The following is a 25,615-nucleotide window of genomic DNA, read 5'->3' on the forward strand; positions in this document are numbered from 1 at the left end:
AGTTGTCCGCGAATTCAGCTAAATTGATTCAACTATTAAAGTGATAGTTGTATATTAGGAAAGTCGACAAGTAGTGATATCCGTGCGGCTTGGTTGTGCTGATTGGAGCCATCAGAGTACAATAAATATGACTCTCTATCCAGATTCTTAGAAACGTCTATACTTACTAATTCACACAATTCTTCGGAAGACCTGTTTCCGAGCCAGTATAATGTTTTTGCCGTTGCAACACCTGGTAATCCTGACCCGTGTTTTGTGTCTATCTTTGTTATAAGTTCCTCTTTATTGATCAATAAAAATTTTAGGCTTCGTTTGATCGTATTGCTCTCCCAAATGCTATGCTCCCCGAATGAACGTTTGATACGAGATAATGCGGATAAATTTACTGTGTGATATCCGCGTTCTTTTTTCCTCCGTTCGTCTGATCGCGAGTAGTAGTGGTAAACAAGTTCGTTTATGATCATTTCGTAATGGCGCGGAGTATAGAGTACTTTCTGGATGACATCAATCGGTGGCGGTCGAACGTAGTGTTTAATTAGACCATCCGAATGAAGTCGCATATTTGTCTCTAAATTATTAAGAAAAGCCTCAACCCGATCATTGACTAGGTCTGATTCTGAAGCTAGTTTGCTACCTGCAGCTGCAAATAGGACCTGATGGTTCAATGTCCTATCAAACGAGAGTTTCTTGCCATTGATCTCTACACGTTCCCACAAACCGAGATCTGGGTTAAACGGATGGAGTGCGAAGACTTCTATTGCTGTTTCGATGGCATCTTTTCGTCCGAGTATCGGTCCCGCATAGCTAAGTGCCCTAATCGGACCTCCCTGTCCGACTACTCCATTGCATTGGTCCTTATCTGTAGCGTCTCGGCAGTGAAAGGTATACCCGTATGGACGAACTTCGTCACTAAGAAGATAGTCTATAGCTGCATTAGCAGCTTTCTGAAATATATCTTCACCTGTTATTTTGTATACTTCTGATAGAGTTACCGCCCAGTGTGACGTCGTTCGGACAGGAGTCTCTGGCTCATCATAAGTATAGTTTCGTCCTGCCGGAAAGGATCCATCTTCTCGCTGAATATTGAGTGCAGATTGAGCACTCTTTTCAAGCAACTGGTGTATAGTGATATTTTTACGATCAGATTCCGCCATCTCTACTTTCGTATTCGCATCTAAAATAAAAACCTCTCGAATCATTATCAGTATTCCATCAGAATTGAATATGTCGTTTAGATAGTAGAAATTAATTAACAATGAGAGATTATTAATCCAATTCGAGGGGGAAAATTACAGTAACAACAAGTAATAGTTCAATAGTAATAGATGTACTCTGTTGAATAAATGCTGAGTCACGGTTAGAGCAGCTCACAGCTATTTTATGTTAATAAGGGCGAACATCAGGACAATTTCACGGAACTGTCGTACCAGCCAAGCGCTCGCACGGCGATGCCGTGCGAGCGCTTCGTTATCGAGTACGACATTTCTGCTATCCAGCGCTGAGAGTAGCCTTTTGCCCGGATGAGCGAGTTCTTTGCAACTGCGTTCGGTGACGACCCGCGGTAGTGAACGAGATACTTGACGTCAAGCGCGGCAACCTCGTACTCAGTGTGCCAGTCTTGGAATCCGTTGTCGGCAGCCACGGACTGCAGGTCGTCCGCGTTCCGGCGGACGACCTGCGGTCCGGTCTTCGTATCGTGTTTCCAGCGTGCTATGATATGGACGTCGAGAATAGCGAGTGACTCCATATCAGTTGATTTAGCTACTTTCAGCGTCTATGAATACTTTCTGACCGCTGGCAGAAGTACGAGGAAGCGCAGCGGTGGTCGGAGAACGTGCTGTCGAGAGCGGCGTGTCCAGACTGTGAGTGTTGCTGCGCTGAAACGCGCAGCAACGCCCGCCAGACCCACATTTTCAGCTGGTCGAACGACTTGTAGATCGTGCTGTAGTCGGAAAGATCGTCCCGATCAAGACCGGGTGCGTTACGAACCTCGGTTAGATACTTCACCGATTCGACGTTTCACGGTAGCTGTGGCCTTCTTCGAGCCGAAAGCAGTGCAGAACGACGTGGACCCATCGGGCGAACCCGGCCTGTGGCCAGAGCTGGCTTCAGATTTCAAACTGAACGCAATGGAAACCGGAACGCCATCGAACGCATTTTTCGAGAGTTCAAGCGCAGAACGTCCTCCTTCTCAAACTGTTTCAGCCACGGTGAGCCGCAAACTGCCGAAAATTGGCTCCAAGCATTTGCTGCCTGGCTCAATGCTCCAAACTAAACACGACCCGTGATTAATTGAATTAAATACACCTACTCAGCTTTGCACGTTGAAGTAGGAGCGTGACGTAGGCGGACGCAAAGACGAATGATGCCGATCACGGACTTCCTGTCGTGTACACGCGTGTTCGACGAGTTCGACTCGCTATCACCAGCACAACGGCGTCACGCCAAAACCTACGCCACAGGTCTTGTTGCGGCCAGCAACAAGACCGTGGCGGGCATCGCACGCGAAGTTCTTCCAGCCAGCGGCAAACGCGCTCTCAACAAGTTCCTCACCGAGTACGACTGGGACGAACAGGAGTTCAACCACGAACGCCTCGAAGAGCTTCAGAAACACGGCGAAACGCGCTGGTCGAAAGACAGCTACATCATCCTTGACGACACGATCACCGAGAAAGCCGGGGACGAAGTCCCCGGCGTCGGTCGGTTCTACGATCACGCCGAAGGCGACACTGTCTGGGGCCAAGACCTCATCTACGTCTTCTACGCTGACGACAAAACCGCCTATCCCCTCACCTTCCGCCTCTACGAACAGCACGACGACGAAGACGACGACCACGATACCAAATACGATTTAGCCCGAGAGATAGTCACCGAACTCGAAGAAGAGGTAGGTGTGCCCGCGGACACCTACCTCTTCGACTCGTGGTTCGCTCACGATTCTGGCCTTCCTGACCACATCGAATCCTACAACAAGGACTGGATCGGTCCGCTTCGGAGCAATCGGAAGGTGACCTACGCTGGCGAAGAACTCCGCGTCGATGCGCTGGCCGAGCGCATCGACACGGTTGAGCGCGATGTCAATGACGACACCTACCACATCTGGACGAAGAAGTTTCCCGTCTCCCAGCTGGGAGACGTGAAGTTGGTCATCGCAGGGAAAGAGACCGACGAAGACGAAGAGAACCCGGTCAAGTACCTTGCCACGAACAAAATCGACGCCCCGACCGAGCACGTGATTCGCTCCTACGGAATGCGATGGCACATCGAGACGTTCTTCGAGGACTCGAAGCAGAATCTCGGCCTAGGAGAGTGCGAGATGCAGATCGACGAAGGTGCCAGTCGGCACTGGCACCTTCTTATGGCTGCCTACAGTCTCGTTCGTCTTGATCCTGAATCGAGCGCCTTGGGAACGGTTCACTCGAAGGCGTCATCGCTTCGAGCGAACCTCGAACATTCCCTGAAGGAAGCAGTGTACAACCTTCTCTCGTGGGTTCGAGACAACAATGATCGTGGCGTCGATGACCTTATGGAAGAGATCGACCACCTCTTCGTTCACTCAACTGCCGACGCTAACGTGCAAAGCTGAGTACACCTATAGATATCCTAGATCCTCAAGGTGATCCTCAATAACTGTGTTATTGCTTGCGTTATGTGAGTGATCAATCGTAGGCTCATACGTTTCCTTGTCTGATGCCGCAGACTCCACCCAGGGGATTTTCTTAATACAGGGCAAAAGCATCCCTTCGGGATGACCATAAATCGAGTACTTGCCGAACGCATTCCCGTGATCGGCAATCATAAGGACATTTTCGGCATCAACATTCTCCAGTAATAGATCGACTTCGTCAAGCACAAGCCGCAGGTTCTCCTCGTAGAGTTGCCAAACCTTATCATAATCTGCTTCCCCCGATTCGAGCAGCTTCCACCCCTTCGCTTCTACGTCAGTCGGCGTCCGATCCTCTGCCAGCACCTCGGCGATGTAGGGAATATGCGGCTGCATATAGTGGGCGATCATCCGATCGTAATCCGATTCGCGTGCAATTTCGACGGTTCGATCCGTGATTGCACGCGGAGGAACGCCGAGCTTGTCTTGGTGTGCGGTCTCCCAGAGCATATCCAATTGACCGAACACCTCTGTCCCGACTGTCTGCCACTTCGGCCAACAGAACGGGACAGTCTCGTCCGGCGGGTAGTCCTGCTCGATGAACGTTTCGTGTGTGTGCCCGTTACCGCTGACGTAAGCAGTGTTCGCGATCTCGTCCGAGTATTCCTTACAAAACGTCTTCGTGAGCCATTCGTGAGAGTGGCTGCCGATAGACCACCGCGACTCCACGGACTCGATGAAACTGTATTCGTCGGCGACGTCTTCGAGAACGTCTACCCGGCACGCGTCGAGAATCACAAGCAGATCCCAGTCCTCGTCGTAAATGTGTGTCTCGGGGGACCAACGTGACGTAATCGTATACCAGAGTCCGAGGTACGTCGTGAAAGCCGCGTGCATCAGACCGCGAACCGGATCGGACGAGATTTGTTCGCCGTGTTCCCCCAACCAGTCCCGGAATGAGCCATCCATCGTTCGTAGAGAGCTATTGGTACGTGACTAAAACGGTGCTGATTCGAGCCCGAGACTCAATCGGTTCCAAATCGACTGGCTTTACTCATCTGAGAGGGCTGTAGTATCACAAAATTCCCATTCAAAAAGGCTAATTGGCTCACTCGAATCTCCTACGCTATGAGTGTCCAGAACGAATCTTCCCCGGCGGACGAACTCGATAATATCATTCTCTTGTCCGCGGACTCCCTGCGGTTCGACCGTATCCACGCGACCCGAAACGGTGAACCACTAACGCCGACGCTAGATGAGCTCGCCGAAGACGCGATCGAGTTCCAACCTGGCGTCGCACCCGGTCCCTCGACGCGAGATTCGATCCCATCGATGCTCACCGGCAAGTATCCGTCCGAATTTGACGAGTACGGCTTACCCAAATCAGGGACACAGCCGCTGACGATCGCCGAGGAACTCGCTGATCGGGGCTTCGCTACTGCCGGGTTCAGTCACAACAACTTCACGGCACGGCGGTACAATATCGACCGCGGATTCGACATATTCGATGACGTCAGTCGAGAGGCCCGGGAAGAGAATAATCGTGGTGTGTGGCGACTCAAGGTCCGTGATCTGATTGAAGATACGTCGCTGATGCAGGTGGCACACCGCACGAACACCCTCGCTATGGAACTTCTCGGCCGTAGTCTCTTTTTGAGAAATGAGGGGGCAGAAGTTATCACAGATAGAGCAGTGGACTGGCTGTCCGATATCGACGGAAAGCGATTCCTATGGATGCATTATATGGATACTCATCACCCGTATCTGTCGCCAGAGCGCATCCAACAGCAATACGGCCGAGTCTACTCGAAGGAGCGGATCAAACGACTCTCTCAGAAGACTAGGAGTGCCCAGGACGAAATCACCGACGAAGACATCCCCGAGATGGAGTATGTCTATGACTGCTCAGTTCGGTACGTCGACGAGCAGATTGGCCGTATCGTCGACTACCTCCGTGCTGAGGGAGAACTCGAAAGCTCTCTCATCATCGTGACCGGCGACCATGGGGAGGGATTCGGTGAATTCGGTAAGTTCGGCCACGCAGACGAACTGTGGGACACGCTCATCGCTGTTCCACTCATCGTCTATCATCCGAATAAACCGTCGAAATCTGTCGATGGGCAGGCACCGCTCCGACTATTGAAGGAATCAATCGTAGATGGAACGGGCCTCTTCGAGCTCACAGACAGTGGCTCAGAGTACGCCTACGCCGAAGTTCCAAACTACCGTGATGAACTTAGCGGGGTTCGAGGAACCGAATACAAACTGATCGACAGAGGCGGGGAGCGTCTCGCGACGCGTATTACAAACGGTGATGAAGAGATCATCCCGGTCGAAGAAATATCAAAGGCGGAACGTGAACGGTTAAAAAAAGAACTCAACCGAGACTTCAACCCCGTCAGAGTCGCTTCCGACGTGGACAGACGCGAATTCCGCAAGGACTTGGCTGCACTGGGATACTTGGACGAGTAATCGAAGTATCGTTTCGGATCAACCTGATAAACCTCGACCGGTGATTGTGTGCCGAGGTGACACTCCAGAATCGAAGAGGAGGCCTTATTGTCCTTACCCTCGGCAGTGAACGTATGCGGTTAGGTCAGACGTCAATCATTCATTTCGTATCTCGACTTCTGGCGTCTGCTCTGGGGTTCGTCGCAACGATCGCTATTGCCCGAATTCTCGGCTCTGATTCGCTCGGAATTTATTATCTCATTATCTCAATGGTGTCCTGGCTTGGGATTGCCGTCACGATGGGTGTTCGGGGTGCTGTAACGAAACGCATCAGTGATAGCGAAGACGAGGCCGCCTATGCGATCGCCGGGGGGACAGTCAGCACGGGACTGTTCTTGGTTATGTCTGCAGTCGTCCTCATTTTTCAGCAGCAGGTAAACGATTACATCGGGTACTCTGCCGCAGAAGTCGTGATACTATTTCTGTTCGTCAACCTCGCGCAATCGATAGTAAATGCGGTACTGAATGGTCAACACCTCGTTCACATCTCTGGTGCTCTAACTCCGGTCAGAATCGGGACCCGCAGTATCGTGCAAATCACTGCCCTCCTCGCCGGGGTCGGCATCACAGGTCTGTTTATTGGATATGCTGTCGGATATCTACTCGTTGCGGTAGTTGGACTCTGGATTATCATCCGCAATCTGACGGAGATCTCGTTTCCACGTCGCAAGCACTACCGTGATCTCTTCTCTTACGCAAAATACTCTTGGCTCGGTTCGCTCCGTTCGCGCGCGTTCAATTGGGTTGACATCGCAGTACTCGGATTTTTCGTATCGTCGTCGATTATCGGGGTGTATACTGCCGCGTGGAATATTGCGGTTTTTTTGATGCTGTTTGGCGGATCGCTAAGTCAGACACTGTTCCCCGAGATGAGTTCGATCTCAGCCGAAGACGATCCGCAATCGGTGGCAGGGTTATTCGAGACGGCACTCGCGTATGCGGGCCTGATTTTGATTCCAGGGTTAGTTGGTGGAATCCTTCTTGGTGAACACCTCCTTCGAGTATACGGCGATGAATTCACACAGGGAGCGGCTGTCCTCTCGGTTCTCATCGTTGCCACCCTCATCCAGGGTTACCAGCGACAGTTCACGACTACCCTCAACGCTATCGACAGACCAGATATCGCATTTCGAATCAACGCTATCTTCATTGTCGCAAACGTGATCTTGAACGTCGGACTGATTCCTTCCTATGGAATCATCGGCGCAGCAGTCGCGACTGCCTCATCAGTTGCGATAAGCCTTGGAGTCGCGTACACATATCTCTCGTCTCTCATCGACTTTTCTATTCCTACTGGCGATATTGCGAGGCAGTGGACTGCAGCCGGGGTTATGGGTGCCGCTGTGTATCTCAGTTTATGGCTTGAATCGGCCTATCTGAATGTAAGTAATAATACCGCACTGGTATTAACGCTCGTTACTGTGGGTGCAGCAGTGTATTTCCTCGTTCTGTTTGGAATTTCACCTCGGTTCCGAACAACAGTCACCGACAATCTGCCTTCGAGTCGCCTTCTTGCTGACCGATAGCCCCTTATCAGACAAACGTGAATCCGGCAAGACACATAGAACTGCCTTTTTAATGATCAGGATGCGACTTGGTCACGTTCCGCTTCCAACCGCTCTTCTGCCTCGTCCCGATCTTCGGGATACCCGACGTCAATCCGCCAGCCGTCCATCGGAATCGCATCGATCGTCCGCCCGCTTTGAATCAAGAGGTCAATAGCGTCAGAAAGCTCGTACTCTCCTCTACCAGATGGCTGGACAAGTTTACACGCGTGGAAAATAGCCGGAGAGAACGTGTAGAATCCGGTCATCACCAGATTCGACGGCGGATCGTTGGGTTTCTCAACGACCTCCTGAATCTCCCCGTAATCATTCGTATCACACACGCCGTACCGACTGGCTTCCTCCCACTCCACCTCCTCAACCAAAAACGCCGCATCCGCCCGATCTTCCTGTTGCCGATTGACTACGTCTGCCAGATTTGCCTGGAAGATGTTGTCGCCGAGCATCAGCATAAAGTCGTCCTCGACGTGCTCTTCGGCCTTCAGGAGTGCGTGCGCCAGACCCTGCTGCTCGCGCTGGTGGGCATAAGTAATAGGAACACCCTCGAACTCGTCGCCGTAGTGGCTGATGATATTCTGCTTCCTGTAGCCGACGATCACCACGAGTTTGTCGGCTCCCAGCTCCACCAGTTGCTCAAAGCAGTGTGTGAGGATCGGCTTGTCCGCAACTTCGACCATTCCCTTGGGTTTGTCTTCCGTGAGGGGTCGAAGGCGCGTTCCTTCTCCTGCTGCGAGAACGACTGCTTGCATACCGCGGAGTTGCGTATCGGCCGTTAAATAGGTTTCACTCGCCTAGATAGAAAGCAGATACGCCGAAAACACGCATCACAAGGCTTATGAACGTATTAGCAGTCGTTCGGAACAATGAGTGAGTCGCAGGGAGAAAACTCGCCCTCCGTCGTAGACCTTCTCCGTGATCACTACCCGAAAGCCGTCCTCTCAGCGGTCATCGCTGTGATGCTCTGGATTCGACTCCAGACGTACGACAGCTTCCTTCGGGACGGAGAGGTGTACTTTGCGGGCAACGACGCGTGGTACCATCTCCGACAGGTGAATTATACAGTTCGGAACTGGCCCTCGACGATGCCATTCGACCCGTGGACTGGGTTCCCATACGGGAACCTAGCGGGTCAGTTTGGGACGCTCTACGATCAACTGATCGCGACAGTCGCGCTGACTGTTGGCCTCGGCGATCCCTCCCAAGAGCTGATCGCCAAGACGCTACTGGTCGCACCCCCGGTGTTCGGCGCGTTGGTTGCGCTCCCGACCTATGCGGTCGGCAAGCGCCTCGGCGGAAAGCTGGGTGGTGTCTTCGCGGCGATCATCCTAATGCTGCTGCCTGGGGTGTTCCTCCGGCGGGGACTCGTCGGCTTCGCCGACCACAACGTCGCCGAGCCGCTGTTTATGATGACGGCTGTCTTCACGACGATGATCGCGCTCACCGTCGCTGAACGTGACCGCCCCGTCTGGGAACTCGTCGTCGACAGAGACCTCGACGGGCTCCGCGATTCCCTGAAGTGGTCCGCGCTCGCTGGCGTCGCGATTGCGATGTATATGTGGGTGTGGCCGCCGGGCATCCTGCTCGTCGGGATCGCCGGCGTCTACTTCCTGATCCAGATGGTCGCCTCGTTCATCCAGGGCGACTCCCCCGAGCACGTCGCCTTCGTAGCGGGCATCTCAATGATCGTCGCTGGGATCCTGATGGTCGTCAGAATCAACGAGCCTGGGTTCGGCGTCACAGGGTTCACGCTCCTACAGGTGATTCTCCCGGTGGCTGTCGGCGTCGGTGCCATCTTCCTCGCTGGCCTCGCGCGACTGTGGGAGTCCAACGAGATCGACGACCGCGGCTACCCAGTCGCGGTCTTCGGGATCGTCGCCGTTTCGCTCGGTATCTTCTCGCTCGTGCTCCCGAACGTGTTCGGAAGCATCCTCTCGAACCTCCTCAATACGGTTGGGTTCAGCGCCACGGCTGGAACGCGAACTATCGGCGAGGCGCAACCGTTCCTCGATCCGGGTACCCTCCAGCGACGGGGGCTGACCGCGAGCGGTCGAATCATCAGCGAGTACGGGTTCACGTTCTTCTCCGGGCTCGCCGCGGCGATCTGGCTCGCCGCGAAGCCGCTCGTCAAGAGCGGCGACACGCGGGAACTCGGCTACGTCGCGGGCGCGCTCGGCGTCATCGCCGTCATCTTCCTTGTGCCCGCCATCCCCGACGGAATCAGCGGCGCGCTCGGGATCGAGTCCTCACTCGTCAGCCTAGTGATCGTCACCGCGCTCATCGTCGGGGCGATTCTACAAGCCGACTACGACGCGGAGAAGCTTTTTGTCCTCGTCTGGATCGCCTTCATCACCTCCGCCGCGTTCACGCAGGTGCGGTTCAACTACTACCTCGCGCCCGGCGTCGCGGTGATGAACGCCTATCTCGTCGGCCAAGTCGTTAACTCGAAGTACCTCGGACTCCCCGAGATCGACGGCTTCAACGACATCGATGGTTACCAGGTGCTCGCGGTCGTTGCCACGATACTCCTGATTCTCGGACCAGTGTTGGCGGTTCCGATCACCGTTGGAAACGCCCAAACTCAGACCCAGACTGCGACGGCGTGGCAGTCCGCACAGAACAATGACCCTGGAGCGGTCACTGTCTGGGACGAGTCGTTCGAGTGGATGCAAGGGAACACCCCCGAAGAGGGGAACCTCGGCGGTGCGGGGAACGAAGGTGAAATGGAGTACTACGGCACCTACGAGTACACCGACGACTTCGACTACCCGGACGGGGCCTACGGCGTGATGTCGTGGTGGGACTACGGCCACTGGATCACCGTCAACGGCGAGCGGATCCCGAACGCGAACCCGTTCCAGCAAAACGCGGACGTAGCCGCGAACTTCCTGCTCGCACCGAACGAGACCCAGTCCGAAGAGGTCCTTACCTCACAGAGCGACGAGGGCGATCAGACCCGCTACGTAATGGTCAACTGGGAGATGGCGACGCCCGGGTCCGAGTTCGGCGCGCCGACGGTGTTCTACGACGCCGAGGATAACGTCTCGCGCGACGACTTCCTTCGGACGCTCTACCGCTTCGACGACGAGAACGAGGGGCAGTTCGTCGGGACCGCCTCGGTCCGAACTGACCGCTTCTACGACAGCACGATGACGCGGCTGTACTACTACCACGGGAGCGCCCAGGAGCCCTCGCCCGTCGTCGTCGACTGGGAGGACCGCCGGGTCCAGGCCGCCGGTGGCGACGAGGTGACCGTCCCCTCGAACCCGCAGGGCGAGCGGACGTTCGTGCGGACCTTCGACAATATGAGCGCCGCCGAGTCGTACGTCGAAGAAGACGGGAGTGCACAGATCGGCGGCGTCGGCGAGTTCCCGACCGAGCGCGTCGAGGCGTTAGAACACTACCGACTCGCACACGCGACCGAGAGTTCAGCGGCGAACTCCATCCTTCGTACGACGGGACGCAACTCGCAGATTCTGGGGGTCAGCCCGCAGGCGGCTGTTCCGAGCAACTCCGCGTGGGTGAAGACCTTCGAGCGCGTCCCCGGTGCGACGGTCGAGGGCAGCGGCGCGCCCGCGAACGCGACCGTGACCGCCCAGACCGAGCTTCGGATGCCGAACGCGAACTCGACGTTCACCTACACCCAGCGCGCGCAGACCGACGAGAACGGGGAGTTCGAGATGACGCTGCCGTACGCGACGACCGGCTACGACGAGTACGGGCCGGAGAACGGTTACACGAACGTCAGCGTGCGCGCGACGGGGCCGTACACGGTCTCGACGCCCGCGTCGCTCAACGACAGCGGCTCGATCGTCACCTATCAGTCGAACCTCTCAGTCTCCGAGGGCGACGTCAACGGTGACGAGGACGGCACCGTGAGCGTCGAACTCGAACGGGACAGTCAGGAACTCCAGATTGGTGGCGGCTCCGGTGACGGCGAGTCCACCGACGAATCGGGGAGTACCGACGGATCGGACGGCAGCACCGACGGCTCGACCGACGGTTCGACGTCCGACACGCAGTCGAGTCTGAGCGCGTCGGCGATCCAGACCGACGTCGCGCGGGCGAGCTAACGCGGGCCCGGTCGCTCTTTTCGGCGGCAATTCATCGCGGTCGAGACCGCCCTCGCGGAGCGAAGAATAGCGAGTTGCGTACGACGTCGCTTACGAAACCCCAATCGCGACGTCGCCTGTCTCCAGAAACGCCGTCTCGTAGCCGTCGTGGCGAGCGATCTGCGGGGGCGTCGTCACGGAGAGCGTCAGTTCGTCGCCCGTCCGGACGGCGACGTCGACGCCGGCCGCGCCGTAGTGATACCCGAGGTCCGGATCGAGCGTCGACGTCAGTCGCGCGTCCGAGACCGTCTCGCCGTCCCGGCTCACCGTCGCTTCGAGGCCCATCATCGGGAGGACGATCCCGTTGTGCCGCGTCCGCGCGGAGACGTACAGATACGGGTCGGCGTCGAACCGACCGTCCAGTTCCTCACTGTCGACGGCAAACGCCTCGAAGACGACGTCGCCGACGCTCCCGCCTCCGAGGTGTCGCCCGGGCAGGGAGTCGGCGTCGGGCGCGCGGCCGACGGGCACGTCGCCCATCTCCATCGGGGGGACCGCGCCGCGCTCGCCGCCGTTCTCGGTCTCGGTGATTTCGATCGCCGACAGCTGGTCGGGATCGAACTCGAACTCTATCGTGGCCGTTGCCGCCGACTCGAAGGCCTGCGCGAAGCCGCCCGTCCGACGGGGCGAGACGCCGCCGATCTGTACCCGCGCCTCGTAGGTCCCGACGCCGTCGAGCGCGTAGTTGTCGCCGTAGTGCATCCCCATCTGCTGGGAGAGCATCGGATAGGCGATTTCCTGGGAGACGAGTCCCGCCTCGTTTCGGATCTCGATCGACAGTCCGGAGTCGATCGGGAGGGCCATCCCGGTCTCGGTGTCCCACAGCGACGCCATCAGGTGTACGTCGTCGTCGGCCTCGACGACCGTCTTCGACTTTTCGTCTCCAGTCAGCGTCCAGAATCGGTGCGGATAGGAGTACGTGAGCGCGACGCCGTACCGACCGGCGGTCGCGCGACCGTACATCCCCATCCCCTCGGTGACCGCGGGGACGTAGACCGCGTCGGGGCGATCCTCGGCCAGCGGCGGGTCCCGCCAGAGGGACTGCCGCCGGAACCCGAGCGTCTGGAGACAGCCGGCCGTCCCGAGCAGTCCGCCGGCCGCGACGCTCCCGAGGAACGCGCGCCGGGTCCGCCCCGAGTGAGTCCGCGTCGGAGGTGAAGGTGCCATCGTCTCTCTCGAACTTGCGACTCGACGGTGATGACGGTTCCGAACGTCGACCGGATGGAGCGAATCGAGCGACGGGACGGTCTTACCGCACGTCCTCGCGCGTGAGCCACTCGTACTCCGCGTCGGCGTGCTTTCGCTCCTCCTCGCGGATTCCCCCGTAGTTGGCGATCAAGTCCGTCGTCGAGACGACGCCGACGACGTCGATACCGTCGACGACGACGAGGCGGTGGACGTCGCGCTCGCGCATCTGCTTGGCCGCTCGCCGGAGTGAGGCGGACGGGCCGATCGTGACGAGCGGCGCGCTGGCCGCGCGCCTGACGTCGATCGACGACAGCGGCTGGTCACTCCGGTGCGTCGCTTCGAGCACGTCGCTCTCGGTGACGATCCCGCCGGGGGCCCCGTCGTCGGTGACGACCGCGCTCCCGACGTCGGCGTCGAGCATCCGGCCGACGGCCTCGGCGAGCGAGGCGTCGACGTCGACGGTCACGACCGACGAGGAGCAGATATCGCTGACGCGCATAGTGGCCGAAGACGCCCGGAATACAAAAAGACCGCACTGGGTCGGCGGCGGGGCGAGAGCCGTCTCGGCCGGCGCCGACGTCCGCCTCGCGCCTACAGGAAGTCTTCGACGTACTCGGCGACCTCGTTGGGGGTGTCGCCGACGGGGACGCCCGCGTTGTTGAGCGCGTCGATCTTCGACTGAGCGGTCCCCGTTCCGGAGCCGGAGACGATCGCACCGGCGTGACCCATCCGCTTGCCCGGCGGCGCGGTCCGGCCGGCGATGAAGCCCGCGACGGGCGTGTCCATGTTCTGTGCGATGAACTTCGCGGCCTGCTCCTCGTCCTCGCCGCCGATCTCGCCGCACATCACGACCGCCTTCGTGTCCGGGTCGGACTCGAAGGCGTCGAGGGCGTCGACGAACGACGTCCCGATGATCGGGTCGCCGCCGATGCCGATCGCGGTGGTCTGGCCGAGCCCTCTCTCGGTCAGGTTCGAGACGACCTGGTAGGTCAGCGTCCCCGAGCGAGAGACGAGGCCGACGTCGCCCGACTCGAAGATGTTGCCCGGGAGGATGCCCAACTTCGCCTCGCCGGGGGTGATGATCCCGGGGCAGTTCGGGCCGATGAGGCGGGTGTCCGTCTCGGAGAGGCGCTTGTTCACCTTCGCCATGTCCTGCGTCGGGATGCCCTCCGTGATCGCGACCACGAGGTCGAGATTCGTATCTAAGGCCTCGAAGACCGCGTCGCCGGCGAACGCCGGCGGGACGAAGATCACGGAGGCGTCGGCGTCCTCGGCCTCGACGGCCCCGTCGACGGTGTCGTAGACGGGAACGCCGGCGACCTCCTGGCCGCCCTTGCCGGGGACCGCGCCCGCGACGACGTTCGTGCCGTACTCGATCATCTGTTCGGTGTGGAACTTGCCCTCCCCACCGGTGATTCCCTGTACCACGACTCGCGTGTCGTCGTCGACGAAGATGCTCATTGGGATGCCTCCTGTGCGTTCTCGACCGCTCGCTGTACCGCGTCCTCCAGCGTCGCCTCGACGTCGACGAGGTCGGTGTTGAGGATCTCCATTCCCTCCTCGGCGTTCGTGCCGGCCAGTCGGACGACGACCTTCTTCGGGATCTCCTCGAAGGATTCGAGCGCCTCGTTGATCCCCTTCGCGACCTCGTCGCCGCGGGTGATGCCGCCGAAGATGTTGAAGACGACCGCGTCGACGTTCTCGTCGGAGAAGACCATGTCCAGGGCGTTCGCGACGCGCTCGGCCTTCGCGCCGCCGCCGATGTCGAGGAAGTTCGCGGGCTGCCCGCCGAAGTGATCGACGAGGTCGAGCGTCGTCATCACGAGGCCCGCGCCGTTGCCGATGATGCCGACGTTACCCGAGAGGCGGACGTAGTCGAAGCCGTACTCGTTGGCCTTCGCCTCGAGGTCGTCGGCGGCCGCCTCGTCCTCCATCTCCGCGAGTTCGGGCTGGCGGAACAGCGCGTCCTCGTCGATGTTCATCACGGCGTCGGCCGCGATGACCTCTCGATCCGCGGTGACCATCACGGGGTTGATCTCGATCTCGGAGGCGTCCTTCGACTCGTAGAGGTCGTAGAGCGTCGAGAGGATCGACGCGACGTCGCCGGCGACGTCCTTCGGAATGCCGGCGTCGTAGACGACTTTCCGGGCCTGATAGGGGTGCAGGCCGAACGCGGGGTCGATGTGCTCGCGGGCGATCGCCTCCGGCGTCTCCTCGGCGACGGACTCGATGTCGACGCCGCCCTCCGTGGAGACCATCGCGACGGGTTCGCCCTCGCCGCGGTCCATCGTGATCCCGACGTACAGTTCGTTCTCGAAGTCGACGCCCTCCTCGACGAGGACCTTCTCGACCGTGTAGCCCTTCAGGTCCATCCCGAGGATGTCCTCGGCGTACTGGCGGGCCTCTTCCTCGCTGGTCGCGATCTTGATCCCGCCGGCCTTCCCGCGCCCGCCGACGTGTACCTGTGCTTTGATCGCCGCCGGGAAGCCGATCTCCGAGACGGCCTCGACGACCTCCTCGACGGTCGTCGCGAGGTGCGACTCGGGGACGGGTACCCCGGCATCGGCGAAGACATCCTTCGCCTGATATTCGTGTAAGCGCATCGTCCGAGAGAGGGGCGCGCGCCCGCATAAAGCCCGTCGATATCCGTCTCCGCGATGGGGCGGATCACGTCGATACGCAGCGGAGTCCCGCGACCCCAGAACACCCGGTGCGGGGGCTCGCTCGCTTCGATATCCTTTATCACTCTCCGCCCGGAAGCGCATCCCAATGCGCGCAGTCAGATTCCACGAGCACGGCGGCCCCGAGGTACTGACGGTCGACGAGGTCGACGACCCCGAACCCGGCCACGACCAGGTACTCGTCGACGTCGAGGCCGCCGCGGTGAACCCGGTGGACACGTACTTCCGCGAGGGCGAGTATCCCGTGCCGCACCTGCCGTTCGTCGGCGGGTCCGACGTCGCGGGCACCGTCGCCGCGGTCGGCGAGGGCGTCGAGCACTTCGCGGTCGGCGACCGCGTGTTCGGAACGGGCCTCGGCAACGGAATGCCCGGATCGTACGCCGAACGCGTCGCCGCGCCCGCGGACTTCCTCGCGCACCTCCCCGAGGAAGTCGGCTTCGACACGGCCGCGGCGCTCGCGCTCGTCGGGACGACCGCGTGGCAGGGGCTCGTCCACCACGCCGCGGTCGAACCGGGCGAGACGGTGCTCGTCCACGGCGGCAGCGGCGGCGTCGGCCACGTCGCGATCCAGCTCGCGGAGACGATGGGGGCACGCGTCCTCGCGACCGCCTCGCCCGATCACGCCGACGAACTCGAATCCCTCGGCGCGGACGCGGTCTTCGACTACGCCCGCGAGGACCTCGACGCCGCCGTCGTCGACGCCGGCGGCGCGGACGTGATCGTCGACCTGCACATGGATCAGTACCTCCAGTTCAACGCGGACGTCGCGAACGCGGGCGCGCGAGTGATCGGCATCGGCAACGACACCGCCGAGGGAGGCTTCACGGACATCGGCGTCACGAAGAGCAAGGAGATCCGGTACCAGTTCATGTCGATGTACAACGCCGACGACATCGGCGCGGTACTCGCTCGGCTGGCGGACCTCTGCGTCCGCGAGGAAATCGCGCCCGTGATCTACGAGACCTACGAACTCGACGAGACGGGCGAGGCCCAGCGCGCGGTCCTGGAGGACAGCTTCGTCGGGAAGCTCGTGGTGACACCGTAGGAGCGTCAGGTCCGAGAGCGCGCCGCCCACGGCAACGCCACGACGGGCACCGGGAGGAACGGTCCGAAGGCGACGGCGATCTCATCGACGGCCAACGGGGGTGGCACGAACGGCCGGTCGAGCGAGTTTCGCCTACGTCTGTACAAAAATGTCACTCCAGAGCCAGTCGTGTACATTTCTCTCGCGATATTCGGCCGATAATCGCGCATCTTATCACTTGCCCGTCGACTACGCCGAGACAGTATGAGTCAACGAGAGACGTGGGCGACGCGCGCGGGGTTCATCCTCGCCGCCGTCGGCTCGGCGGTGGGCCTCGGAAACATCTGGCAGTTCCCGTTCAAGACCTCCGAGTACGGCGGGGCGACGTTCCTCGTCGTCTATCTGGTCGCCGCGATCGGAATCGGACTGCCGGCGATGCTCGCGGAGTTCGTCATCGGCCGGAAGAGCAACCTGAACGCCATCGGCGCGTTCGAGAAACTCGGGTTCAGTAACTGGAAGTGGGTCGGCGTCCTCGGCGTCGGCACCGGCTTCTGGATCCTCTCGTACTACAGCGTCGTCGGCGGGTGGGTCCTCCGCTACATCGGCGGCAGCGTCACCGGGGCGTACTTCGCCGATCCGGCCGCCTACTTCGGACAGGTCTCGGCCGGCCTCGACGCGCTTGCACTCCACGCGCTGTTCATGATCCTCGTCGTCGCCATCGTCGCGAGCGGCGTCGAAGATGGAATTGAAAAGGCGACCAAACTGATGGTTCCGAGTATCGTCGTCATCCTCGGCGTCCTCGCCGTCTGGGTGTTCACGCTCCCCGGCGCGACTCCGGGGTACGGCTACTTCCTCTCGCCCGATCTCTCACAGCTCAGTTTGAGTATCAGCTTCGATCCGTTGCCCTCCTTTAGCGGTCCGCTCACGGAGATCATTCCCTTCGCGGTGAGTCAGGCGTTCTTCTCGCTGTCGCTCGGGATGGGTGCGATGATCACCTACGCGTCCTACGTCGGGGACGACCAGAGCCTCTTCGGCGACAGCATCACCGTCGTCGTGCTCAACAGCGCGGTCGGCATCCTCGCCGGACTCGTGGTCATTCCGCTCCTGTTCGTCCAGGGGATCGAACCCGGCAGCGGCGGCGCGGGCGCGCTGTTCGTCAGCCTCGCGACGGCGTTCGCCGAACTCCCGGCCGGCCGCCTCGTCGGCGCGGTCTTCTTCGCCGTCGTCCTCATCGCGGCGCTGTCGTCGGCGATCAGCCTGCTCGAAGTGGTCGTCTCCTACGCCGTCGACAACCACGGCGCGCGCCGACCGCAGGTCGCCACCGCCCTCGGCGGACTCATCTTCCTGCTCGGGATTCCCTCGGCGTGGGACACGCCGTGGCTCACCTGGTTCGACACGCTCGCGTACCAACTCCTGCTCCCCCTGTCGGTGCTCGGCGTGCTCCTCTTCATCGGGTGGGTGTACGGTCGCCCCGCCGTCGCCGAACTGCTCAGCGGCTCCTCGCTGGGCGGCGGCGTCGGGATGACGTGGCTGTGGCTCGTCCGGACGGTCGTCGTCCTCGGCGTGGTTCTCACCCTCGCACTCGGCGTGCAGACGCTGTTCTTCGCCGAGAACCCGGCGATCGTCCCGCCGCTATAAGCGAGACTCCGAGCGAGTTTTCATCCGAGAGTACCTTCGGTGAGAAGTATCAGAGAACACTTCGGAGGGTGTTGTTTTCATAGTTTTCCGGCCGAACCAGCCGTGAGAACCTGCGTGCTGCCCGGTGGGAATTCCGCCAGTTCAAAGATACTTTCCAGCGGTGTTCGAGACGTAACTCAACGGAACACGCGACCGACAGTGGATTCGTTCACGCGTCGAATCCGTTCCGCCTGAGTGCCTCCGCCAGCTCACCGTCAGGGTCGGCCGTAAATTCAACCAACGATGACTCTGGTCTCGTCGTCGTGTAGAGTTCAGAGTCAATGTTGTCGGGGATCTCGTTCGCGTGCGTCTCATCTACAACTGCGACTGATATTTTCGGCCTCGCGTCCGCGTCTTTTGACTCGCTCATTGACCGATGGTACGGGGGAGCGACGTTTGGCCTTTGCCATTCGAAATGTGAAATGCTGTTTCCGACAAGGGCGTTTGACCGGACGAACTACGACAACCGCGCAATACGCGCACAATCTGTGCTGACCGTCCGCGGTCCGATCGACACCGACGGTCTCACCGGAAGCCAGCGCTTCACGCCAGCGACGAAGCGAGCGGTTCACCGGCGGGGTCTGACGTTTTTCGAACCGGCTAAACGGTGTGAGTTATGCTGATCGGCACTGCTCGATGACCTCGCCGACGACGTCGCGGTCGGCCGCGATGAGGTAGCGACGCCCCTCGATCAGTTTCGTCGAGTGCTGGACGGCGACGTGACCGCCCGACTCGGCGATGACCACGGACCCTTCCGGGAGGGCGTCCGACACCACCGCTCCGGCGGCCGGCGCGTCGTAGTCGATCCGGACGTCGAGCACTTCCAACTCGCCGGTGACCTCCTCCAGCGTGCGGACGTCGCTCCCGGTGAGCGCGTTGACCGCCGCGCGGACGCTGGCGCGCTCGGGAAAGTACACCTCGTCGACGTACGCCTCGTACTCGTCGCCGGCGCGGTCCTCGATGCGAGCGACGGTCCGAAGCCCCGTGGCGTACCGCTTCGCCGCCATACAGACGACGAGGTTCGTGTCCTCTTTGTCCGTCAGCGCGCCGACGACACCCGTCTGGTCGGTGATGGCCGCTTCGAGCACCGACGGCTTCGTCGCGTCGCCCTGAACGGTTTCGACGTCGTCGCCCTCGAACTCCCCGACCGGATCGGGATCGATGACGGTGACCGATCGACCGCGGTCGGCGAAGTGCTGTGCGACTCGGTGCCCGACCCGTCCGCTCCCGGCGATCACGACGTGCTCCGTATCAGTCATATACGTTCATTATAGTAGTACCAAATAAGCCTCGGCCCGGGTCACTGGTGGCTTTCAAGTGGGCGACTCCTGTGGAGGAGAAATCGACGCGGCGACTGCTGCCCACACCTCGCGGGGGGCGATCACTTCCACCGGGTTCCAGCGCCGTCCCGCGTGGGTGTCCCGACGATACCCGAATTCGTCACGAACGTCCGTTGTATCGGCGATTTGAGAGAGATACGGTCCGAAAGCCACTTACTCCCGAGCGAGGGAGTGAGAGCCAATGGCACGAGAGACGTGGGCGACGCGGGCGGGGTTCATTCTCGCCGCCGCGGGATCGGCGGTGGGACTCGGGAACATCTGGCGCTTCCCGTGGGTGACGGCGGACAACGGCGGGAGCGCCTTTCTACTGGTCTATCTCGGAATCGTACTGCTCGTCGGGGTCCCCGGCCTGCTCGGAGAGTTCGTCGTCGGCCGACGAGGAAAGAAGAGCCCGGTGGGCGCGCTGCGAGACCTCTCCGGATCCCGCGCGTGGGGTCTCTGGGGCGTCTTCTACGTCGTCACCGCGATCGCGCTGATCTCCTTTTACAGCGTCGTCGGCGGGTGGATCCTCCGGTACTTCGGCGAGAGCGCGCTCGGACTCGCGGGCGCGCGACCCGCGTACTTCGCCGCGCCGGGGGAGTACTTCGGCGGGGCCGCCGCCGGCCTCGACGCGCTCGGCTTTCACCTGCTGTTTCTCGGCCTGACGGCGCTCGTCGTCTACGCCGGCGTCCGTCGCGGGATCGAACTGGGGACGAAAGTGATGATGCCCGCGGTGCTGGCGCTCCTCATCGGCCTCGCGGTCTGGGCCGGCACGCGACCGGGCGCGGCCGAGGCGTACGCGTTCTACCTCCGGTTCGACCTCGCGACCGTCCGTGCGAACTTCTTCGACGTGCTCGCACCCGCGGCGGGACAGGCGCTCTTCACCCTCTCGCTCGGTGCGGGGACGATGATCACCTACGCCTCGTACATCGACGAGGACCGCTCGCTGCCGTTCGACGGGACGGTCATCGCGGTGCTGAACACGCTCGTCGGCGTGCTCGCGGGACTGGTCGTCTTTCCGCTGCTGTTCTCCCTCGGCGTCGATCCCTCTCAGACCGCGCCCGGTCCGGGCGCGCTGTTCGTCGGTCTCGCCGGCGCGTTCTCCCAACTACCCGCTGGCTCACTCGTCGCGACGGCGTTCTTCGGCGTCGTCGTCCTCGCGGCGCTGTCCTCTTCGATCAGTATGCTCGAAATCCCCGTCTCGTTCCTCGTCGACGAGTACGGCCTCTCGCGGCAGCGCGCGGTGGCGCTCGTCACGACCGCCGTCGTGGTGACCGGCGGCGTCTGCGCCATCAACCCGACCATCGCCGGGACCGGCGTGTTCGGCTTCGTCGCGGGCCCGCTCGTCGACACCCTCTTGACCGCCGGGCTGACCGCGGTGCTCGTCTTCGTCGGCTGGGTGATGGGTCGCGACGCCGTCGCGGAGTTCCGCTCCGGTGCGGGGAGCTTCTCGGCCGCGCTCGCGACGCCGTGGCTGCTGGCCACCGGCGTCGCACTCCCGATCTTCCTCCTCTTCACGCTGCTCACGACGTTCGGCGTCGACGCCAGCCTCGGCTTCTGGCCGACGGTGCTCGTCGCCGTCCTCGCCGGCGCTGTCGCGTTCGTCGGGCTCCGGACCGAGCGATCGCTGGTCTGATTGCCCGACCGTGCCCGGGTTCGCTCGGATGAGAGAGTAACGGTGAGCTTCCGCGCGCCTCGCTCAGTTCACGGTCCGAGAGAAATCGTCCGGCGACGGATCGACCCACAGCTCGGACAGATGTGTCGGTACTGAACCACCCCGCCGGTCGTCACCGCCTGCCACTCGCCGTCGGCGTCGTCGTAGCCGCACTTCGGACAGACCAGATCGACCTCGCTGTACTGGTTCCGAAGCCGCTCGAACGGAGATCTGTTCGTACTCGCCATTGTGTTAATTGTTACCACGCTGTCCTAGGCAATAAATATAATTATCGTTCATTTATATCTCTGCCAAGAGTTTCGACGTTCGACGAACCGTTCTTTGTCGGATTGCGGAAACCCTTTTGCCTCCCGTCGGTACGTACGGGACGATGATCGGAGGTGGTCCGACGTGACGATGGAGGACCGTATCGAGGAGCTGCGCGAAAAGCGCGAGCGCGCGCTGAAAGGTGGCGGCCAAGAACGCATCGACGCCCAGCACGAGAAGGGGAAGATGACCGCCCGCGAGCGCATCGACTACTTCCTCGACGACGGGAGTTTCAACGAGATCGACCAGCTCCGGACCCACCGGAACCACAACTTCGGGATGGAGGAAAAACAGCTCCCGGGCGACGGCGTCGTGACCGGCTACGGCGAAGTGGACGGGCGAAAGACGTTCGTCTTCGCCCACGACTTCACCGTCTTCGGGGGCTCGCTCGGCGAGGTCCTCGCCGAGAAGATCACGAAGGTGATGGACAAGGCCGTCGAGGTCGGGGCGCCGGTCGTCGGCCTCAACGACTCCGCCGGCGCGCGGATCCAGGAGGGCGTCCAGTCGCTCGCGGGATTCGCGGAGATCTTCCGCCGGAACACGGAGGCCTCCGGCGTCGTCCCCCAGATCTCGGCGATTATGGGACCCTGTGCCGGCGGCGCGGTCTACTCGCCGGCGCTCACTGACTTCACGTTCATGGTGAAGGACACGAGCCACATGTTCATCACCGGCCCCGACGTGATCAAGACCGTGACTGGCGAGGAGGTGAGCTTCGAGGAGCTCGGCGGCGCGGTCACGCACGCCTCCACCTCGGGCGTCGCGCAGTTCGCCTGCGAGAGCGAGGAGGCGGCGCTCGACGACATCCGACGGCTCCTGTCGTATCTCCCGCCGAACAACGTCGAGGACCCGCCGCGCGTCGAACCGTGGGACGACCCCGAGCGCGCCGACGAAACGCTGAACTCCGTCGTCCCCGACGAGCCCAGAAAACCCTACGACATGCGCGACGTCTTCGAGGGCGTCCTCGACGAGGGGTCGTTCTTCGAGGTCCACGAGGGCTTCGCGAAGAACGTCCTCGTCGGCTTCGCCCGACTGGACGGCCACTCCGTCGGCGTCGTCGCGAACCAGCCCCGAGTCAACGCCGGCACGCTCGACATCGAGGCCTCCGAGAAGGCCTCACGTTTCGTCCGCATCTGCGACTCGTTCAACGTCCCGATCGTCACCTTCGTCGACGTCCCCGGCTTCCTCCCCGGCACGGACCAAGAACACGACGGGATCATCCGCCACGGCGCGAAACTGCTGTACGCCTACTCGGAGGCGACCGTCCCGCTGCTTACCGTAATCACCCGGAAGGCCTACGGCGGCGCCTACGACGTGATGGCCTCGAAACACCTCGGAGCCGACGTCAACTACGCGTGGCCGACCGCCGAGATCGCGGTGATGGGACCACAGGGCGCGGTCAACATCCTCTACAGCGACGAACTCGCCGCCGCCGAAGACCCCGAGGAGCGCCGCGACGAGTTGATCGAGGAGTACCGCGAGGAGTTCGCGAACCCCTACACGGCGGCGGATCGCGGCTTCGTCGACGCCGTGATCGAACCGCCGGAGACGCGCTCTCGGCTCGTTTCGGACCTCGAGATGCTCCGCTCGAAGCGGGGGTCCCTGCCCGACAAGAAACACGGAAACCTCCCGATCTGACCGACGATGGGAACCGAGACTGATCTCTCTGACGACGACGCCGGCGCGAACCTCCCCGACGTCGCGGACTATCTGTCGCTGCCCGACGACGCCACCGACGAGGAGGCGGCGGCTATCGTCGCGGCGATCGCAGCCCACGTCGCCGACGGCGAGCGAGCGGCGGCCGCCGTGGCGGCCGCGGCGGCCCGATCGGAACCGACGTGGGAGGGCGAGAAGTGGACGTTCGCCGGGCGCGTGACCGCAACGAGCGGCCGACGGCTCCGGCGCGTCCCCGACGGCGCACCGCGCGAGAAGTGGACGGCCGCGGCGCGCGCGGACCGGTTCTGACGAGCGGTGTCGCCACAGCCGTCGCTCCCACACTCGGGAGCGAGGTCTCGCAGCGTCGACGACTCCGAAGGGGAACTTACGCCGAGGAGGAGGGCTTGTTGCCGCCGCTCTTCTTGCGCGTGATGTAACCCGCGATCCGGTTTCGGACGCCCTTCGATTCGACGTTCGTGAGCGTCGAGACGCTCTCTTTGTTCGTCTCGAAGTCCGTGTTGAACGCGTCCGGATACTTCTCTAAGAGCAGCTTCCCCAGCTGTTTGACGTACTTGGGTTTGATCGCCATATGGCCTCTACTACTCGGCGAGTTTAGTAAAGTTTCGTCTTCGTCCGACCGAGGGGGAGCAGACGCAGTATGGACCGTCCCGAAGGCGGGTTTCGATCGTCCTCCACGACAGCTGAATCGTCGTGCATCCCCGTTCGCACACGCGGACAGGTTCGGATTGTGATCTATTTGAATAGTTCCTCGGTAACGGTGACGCCGAATGGCGTTTGCAATGGAATAACAATCGGCTACTCCGGTGAATATGAGATTGATTGACGAGTATGATCGATTCATCGAAGGCCGTCGCAATCGGAATCGCCACCGTCGTGTTACTCGCCGGTGGAGGCTACGTGGCAGCGACCGATATCGGCGGAACGAACGGGTTGCAGATCGCCTCGCCGGCGCAATCCCAAGAGGACGTAGCCGGTGGAGAACCGGCGGCCACCGCGGAGGGGTCGGGATCTACCGATGGTGCCGATTACTCGTCGGGTAGCGAGGGCGACGACCCGACGGAAACGGTCGACGACAGCGACGAGACCGAGTCCGGAACGGTCACTGCCGGACCCACGAACGCGGCACCGTCGGCCGACGCCGGCGGAGACCGCACGGTCCCCGAGGGAAGAGTCACGGAGCTCGACGCGAGCGGATCAACCGATCCCGACGGCGAAATACACTCGTACGCGTGGCGACAGGCCGACGGACCGAACGTGACGATTGACGATCGGGAGACGCGGACTCCCTCGTTCACCGCACCATCGATCGACGCGGAACGAACGAACCTCACGTTCGTGCTTACCGTCCGTGACGACGATGGTGCGACCGCTACGGATACCGTCAGCGTCACGGTGAGTCGGCGGGCCGAAGACTCGGACGACGGCGACCACCGCCCGCCGTCGGCCGAGACCGGGAGCGATCAGACCGTTTCCGAAGACGCGAACGTGACGCTCGACGCGACGGCGTCCTCGGACCCGGACGGCAGCATCGAGTCGTACGCGTGGACGCAGACGTCCGGTCCGAACGTTACCCTCTCGGATACGGCGTCCGCTTCACCCACGTTCACGGCTCCGTCCGTCGACGTAGTGACCGATCTCTCGTTCGAGGTTGCGGTCACCGATCACGAGGGGGGGACCGACACTGACGGCGTCGTCGTCACCGTCGAGCCCGTCACCCGAGAGGACGCGTTCCCGGACCACGACGAAGCCCACACGCGCGGAGCGATTGCCCGAGCGAAGTACGACGCGAACTTCAGCGATCTGGGGACCGACCGGGCGCGCCAGGTCGAAGAACTGTACCTCCGACAACCGTTCGCCAACGAGACGCCACCGGGTGACGTCCGGACGCGCGACGAACTCGCGAACGAACGGTACGGTAACGATTTCGACGGGCTGAACCGGAACCGGACCGTCGACGTGCAACGGGCTTTCGACGAGCAGTTCGGCGCGGCAGAGACGGAGAGCGAGTACACTCGCGACGACATATCCCTGGCAAAGTACGGCTACCGCTTCAGTGATCTGAGCACGGAAACGGCCGGCGAGATGGAAGAACTCTACAACCGACAGCCGTTCGCCGACGGAATCACTCCCGGCGACGTTCGAACGCGCATCGAGATCGCGGACGACCAATACGGAGAGCCGCTCGACGAACTGAGCCGCGAGACGCGACTCGAAATCGAAAACGAGTACCACGAGCAGTTTGCGTCCAACGACAGCGCCTCCTGACCGAATCCTCCGACGAT

21 protein-coding genes and 2 pseudogenes are annotated in these 25,615 nt (G+C 61.3%); 11 read left to right on the forward strand and 12 right to left on the reverse strand.

Going from position 1 to position 25,615, the window contains the following annotated elements; all coding sequences use genetic code 11:
• Nucleotides 1–35: 35 nt before the first annotated feature.
• Together NO876_RS15800 and NO876_RS15805 are read right to left on the reverse strand one after the other, a co-directional pair.
• A complete protein-coding gene (locus NO876_RS15800; RefSeq protein WP_256422633.1) occupies nt 36–1,199 on the reverse strand; it encodes a hypothetical protein in 1,164 nt (387 codons plus the stop codon).
• A gap of 174 nt (nt 1,200–1,373) precedes the next feature.
• Nucleotides 1,374–2,087 (reverse strand): annotated as a pseudogene (locus NO876_RS15805) (transposase); the annotation flags it as partial.
• Between the two features lie 11 nt (nt 2,088–2,098).
• Between NO876_RS15805 and NO876_RS15810 the strand changes: the two are divergent.
• Together NO876_RS15810 and NO876_RS15815 are read left to right on the forward strand one after the other, a co-directional pair.
• Nucleotides 2,099–2,275: pseudogene (locus tag NO876_RS15810) on the forward strand (IS6 family transposase); the annotation flags it as partial.
• 87 nt (nt 2,276–2,362) lie between these two features.
• Nucleotides 2,363–3,586: an IS701 family transposase gene (locus NO876_RS15815; protein WP_256422634.1), complete on the forward strand. Its 1,224-nt coding sequence runs from the start codon at nt 2,363–2,365 to the stop codon at nt 3,584–3,586.
• Between the two features lie 6 nt (nt 3,587–3,592).
• Here NO876_RS15815 and NO876_RS15820 read toward each other — a convergent pair whose 3' ends face one another.
• A complete protein-coding gene (locus NO876_RS15820) occupies nt 3,593–4,573 on the reverse strand; it encodes a hypothetical protein (RefSeq protein ID WP_256422635.1) in 981 nt (326 codons plus the stop codon).
• Between the two features lie 159 nt (nt 4,574–4,732).
• On the opposite strand from NO876_RS15820, the gene NO876_RS15825 reads away from it, so the two are divergent.
• Both NO876_RS15825 and NO876_RS15830 read left to right on the forward strand, forming a co-directional pair.
• Nucleotides 4,733–6,076 (forward strand): sulfatase, encoded by a 1,344-nt coding sequence (locus tag NO876_RS15825; protein ID WP_256422636.1) that lies wholly within the window; start codon nt 4,733–4,735, stop codon nt 6,074–6,076.
• Between the two features lie 113 nt (nt 6,077–6,189).
• Complete coding sequence (locus NO876_RS15830) at nt 6,190–7,641, forward strand: oligosaccharide flippase family protein (protein WP_256422637.1); 1,452 nt, start codon at nt 6,190–6,192, stop codon at nt 7,639–7,641.
• Nucleotides 7,642–7,697: 56 nt separating this feature from the next.
• Here NO876_RS15830 and aglF read toward each other — a convergent pair whose 3' ends face one another.
• Nucleotides 7,698–8,429 carry a UTP--glucose-1-phosphate uridylyltransferase AglF gene (gene aglF, locus NO876_RS15835; protein WP_256422638.1) on the reverse strand — a complete coding sequence of 244 codons (732 nt, stop codon included), beginning with the start codon at nt 8,427–8,429 and terminating at the stop codon, nt 7,698–7,700.
• Nucleotides 8,430–8,543: 114 nt separating this feature from the next.
• Here aglF and NO876_RS15840 point away from each other — a divergent pair, with 114 nt between their 5' ends.
• The gene (locus tag NO876_RS15840) at nt 8,544–11,750 is read left to right on the forward strand and encodes an oligosaccharyl transferase, archaeosortase A system-associated (protein WP_256422639.1); all 3,207 of its coding nucleotides are present in this window, start codon (nt 8,544–8,546) and stop codon (nt 11,748–11,750) included.
• A gap of 90 nt (nt 11,751–11,840) precedes the next feature.
• On the opposite strand, the gene NO876_RS15845 is transcribed toward NO876_RS15840, so the two are convergent.
• The 4 genes from NO876_RS15845 to sucC all read right to left on the reverse strand — a co-directional run bounded on the left by NO876_RS15845 (nt 11,841) and on the right by sucC (nt 15,580).
• Nucleotides 11,841–12,956, reverse strand: coding sequence for a DUF7350 domain-containing protein (locus tag NO876_RS15845; protein ID WP_256422640.1), 1,116 nt, complete (start codon nt 12,954–12,956; stop codon nt 11,841–11,843).
• An 82-nt stretch (nt 12,957–13,038) separates the two neighbouring features.
• Nucleotides 13,039–13,476, reverse strand: coding sequence for a CBS domain-containing protein (locus NO876_RS15850; RefSeq protein WP_256422641.1), 438 nt, complete (start codon nt 13,474–13,476; stop codon nt 13,039–13,041).
• Between the two features lie 92 nt (nt 13,477–13,568).
• On the reverse strand, nt 13,569–14,438 hold the full coding sequence (sucD, locus tag NO876_RS15855) for a succinate--CoA ligase subunit alpha (protein ID WP_256422642.1): 870 nt from the start codon (nt 14,436–14,438) through the stop codon (nt 13,569–13,571).
• Nucleotides 14,435–15,580, reverse strand: a complete 1,146-nt coding sequence (gene sucC, locus NO876_RS15860) for an ADP-forming succinate--CoA ligase subunit beta (protein ID WP_256422643.1) — start codon at nt 15,578–15,580, stop codon at nt 14,435–14,437. The genes sucD and sucC overlap by 4 nt, the downstream gene beginning before the upstream one ends.
• Before the next feature lie 166 nt (nt 15,581–15,746).
• Between sucC and NO876_RS15865 the strand changes: the two genes are divergently transcribed.
• Both NO876_RS15865 and NO876_RS15870 read left to right on the forward strand, forming a co-directional pair.
• Nucleotides 15,747–16,703: a quinone oxidoreductase family protein gene (locus tag NO876_RS15865; RefSeq protein ID WP_256422644.1), complete on the forward strand. Its 957-nt coding sequence runs from the start codon at nt 15,747–15,749 to the stop codon at nt 16,701–16,703.
• Between the two features lie 243 nt (nt 16,704–16,946).
• Nucleotides 16,947–18,320 carry a sodium-dependent transporter gene (locus tag NO876_RS15870; protein ID WP_256422645.1) on the forward strand — a complete coding sequence of 458 codons (1,374 nt, stop codon included), beginning with the start codon at nt 16,947–16,949 and terminating at the stop codon, nt 18,318–18,320.
• 208 nt (nt 18,321–18,528) lie between these two features.
• On the opposite strand, the gene NO876_RS15875 is transcribed toward NO876_RS15870, so the two are convergent.
• Nucleotides 18,529–18,729 carry a hypothetical protein gene (locus tag NO876_RS15875; RefSeq protein ID WP_256422646.1) on the reverse strand — a complete coding sequence of 67 codons (201 nt, stop codon included), beginning with the start codon at nt 18,727–18,729 and terminating at the stop codon, nt 18,529–18,531.
• Between the two features lie 244 nt (nt 18,730–18,973).
• Nucleotides 18,974–19,618, reverse strand: coding sequence for a potassium channel family protein (locus tag NO876_RS15880; RefSeq protein WP_256422647.1), 645 nt, complete (start codon nt 19,616–19,618; stop codon nt 18,974–18,976).
• Between the two features lie 262 nt (nt 19,619–19,880).
• Between NO876_RS15880 and NO876_RS15885 the strand changes: the two genes are divergently transcribed.
• The gene (locus NO876_RS15885; RefSeq protein WP_256422648.1) at nt 19,881–21,314 is read left to right on the forward strand and encodes a sodium-dependent transporter; all 1,434 of its coding nucleotides are present in this window, start codon (nt 19,881–19,883) and stop codon (nt 21,312–21,314) included.
• A gap of 68 nt (nt 21,315–21,382) precedes the next feature.
• Here NO876_RS15885 and NO876_RS15890 read toward each other — a convergent pair whose 3' ends face one another.
• Nucleotides 21,383–21,580, reverse strand: a complete 198-nt coding sequence (locus tag NO876_RS15890; RefSeq protein ID WP_256422649.1) for an HVO_0649 family zinc finger protein — start codon at nt 21,578–21,580, stop codon at nt 21,383–21,385.
• Nucleotides 21,581–21,749: 169 nt separating this feature from the next.
• Between NO876_RS15890 and NO876_RS15895 the strand changes: the two genes are divergently transcribed.
• Nucleotides 21,750–23,294 (forward strand): acyl-CoA carboxylase subunit beta, encoded by a 1,545-nt coding sequence (locus NO876_RS15895; RefSeq protein ID WP_256422772.1) that lies wholly within the window; start codon nt 21,750–21,752, stop codon nt 23,292–23,294.
• A gap of 6 nt (nt 23,295–23,300) precedes the next feature.
• On the forward strand, nt 23,301–23,621 hold the full coding sequence (locus NO876_RS15900; protein WP_256422650.1) for a DUF8022 family protein: 321 nt from the start codon (nt 23,301–23,303) through the stop codon (nt 23,619–23,621).
• Between the two features lie 76 nt (nt 23,622–23,697).
• On the opposite strand, the gene NO876_RS15905 is transcribed toward NO876_RS15900, so the two are convergent.
• Nucleotides 23,698–23,901, reverse strand: a complete 204-nt coding sequence (locus NO876_RS15905) for a 30S ribosomal protein S17e (protein ID WP_256422651.1) — start codon at nt 23,899–23,901, stop codon at nt 23,698–23,700.
• Nucleotides 23,902–24,161: 260 nt separating this feature from the next.
• Between NO876_RS15905 and NO876_RS15910 the strand changes: the two genes are divergently transcribed.
• Nucleotides 24,162–25,598, forward strand: a complete 1,437-nt coding sequence (locus tag NO876_RS15910; RefSeq protein WP_256422652.1) for a PKD domain-containing protein — start codon at nt 24,162–24,164, stop codon at nt 25,596–25,598.
• The last annotated feature ends 17 nt before the right edge of the window (nt 25,599–25,615 follow it).

The sequence above is a fragment of the Halobellus rarus genome (assembly GCF_024494595.1).
GTDB classification, from domain to species: Archaea; Halobacteriota; Halobacteria; order Halobacteriales; family Haloferacaceae; genus Haloquadratum; species Haloquadratum rarum.

Coding starts and splice junctions, on each gene's coding strand:
- sucC (WP_256422643.1), bottom strand. CDS start 15,580: ATGCGCTTACACGAATATCAGGCGAAGGATGTCTTCGCCGATGCCGGG.
- NO876_RS15800 (WP_256422633.1), bottom strand. CDS start 1,199: ATGATTCGAGAGGTTTTTATTTTAGATGCGAATACGAAAGTAGAGATG.
- NO876_RS15890 (WP_256422649.1), bottom strand. CDS start 21,580: ATGGCGAGTACGAACAGATCTCCGTTCGAGCGGCTTCGGAACCAGTAC.
- NO876_RS15870 (WP_256422645.1), top strand. CDS start 16,947: ATGAGTCAACGAGAGACGTGGGCGACGCGCGCGGGGTTCATCCTCGCC.
- NO876_RS15815 (WP_256422634.1), top strand. CDS start 2,363: ATGATGCCGATCACGGACTTCCTGTCGTGTACACGCGTGTTCGACGAG.
- NO876_RS15885 (WP_256422648.1), top strand. CDS start 19,881: ATGGCACGAGAGACGTGGGCGACGCGGGCGGGGTTCATTCTCGCCGCC.
- NO876_RS15900 (WP_256422650.1), top strand. CDS start 23,301: ATGGGAACCGAGACTGATCTCTCTGACGACGACGCCGGCGCGAACCTC.
- NO876_RS15820 (WP_256422635.1), bottom strand. CDS start 4,573: ATGGATGGCTCATTCCGGGACTGGTTGGGGGAACACGGCGAACAAATC.
- aglF (WP_256422638.1), bottom strand. CDS start 8,429: ATGCAAGCAGTCGTTCTCGCAGCAGGAGAAGGAACGCGCCTTCGACCC.
- NO876_RS15845 (WP_256422640.1), bottom strand. CDS start 12,956: ATGGCACCTTCACCTCCGACGCGGACTCACTCGGGGCGGACCCGGCGC.
- NO876_RS15880 (WP_256422647.1), bottom strand. CDS start 19,618: ATGACTGATACGGAGCACGTCGTGATCGCCGGGAGCGGACGGGTCGGG.
- NO876_RS15830 (WP_256422637.1), top strand. CDS start 6,190: ATGCGGTTAGGTCAGACGTCAATCATTCATTTCGTATCTCGACTTCTG.
- sucD (WP_256422642.1), bottom strand. CDS start 14,438: ATGAGCATCTTCGTCGACGACGACACGCGAGTCGTGGTACAGGGAATC.
- NO876_RS15905 (WP_256422651.1), bottom strand. CDS start 23,901: ATGGCGATCAAACCCAAGTACGTCAAACAGCTGGGGAAGCTGCTCTTA.
- NO876_RS15895 (WP_256422772.1), top strand. CDS start 21,750: ATGGAGGACCGTATCGAGGAGCTGCGCGAAAAGCGCGAGCGCGCGCTG.
- NO876_RS15850 (WP_256422641.1), bottom strand. CDS start 13,476: ATGCGCGTCAGCGATATCTGCTCCTCGTCGGTCGTGACCGTCGACGTC.
- NO876_RS15865 (WP_256422644.1), top strand. CDS start 15,747: ATGCGCGCAGTCAGATTCCACGAGCACGGCGGCCCCGAGGTACTGACG.
- NO876_RS15840 (WP_256422639.1), top strand. CDS start 8,544: ATGAGTGAGTCGCAGGGAGAAAACTCGCCCTCCGTCGTAGACCTTCTC.
- NO876_RS15910 (WP_256422652.1), top strand. CDS start 24,162: ATGATCGATTCATCGAAGGCCGTCGCAATCGGAATCGCCACCGTCGTG.
- NO876_RS15875 (WP_256422646.1), bottom strand. CDS start 18,729: ATGAGCGAGTCAAAAGACGCGGACGCGAGGCCGAAAATATCAGTCGCA.
- NO876_RS15825 (WP_256422636.1), top strand. CDS start 4,733: ATGAGTGTCCAGAACGAATCTTCCCCGGCGGACGAACTCGATAATATC.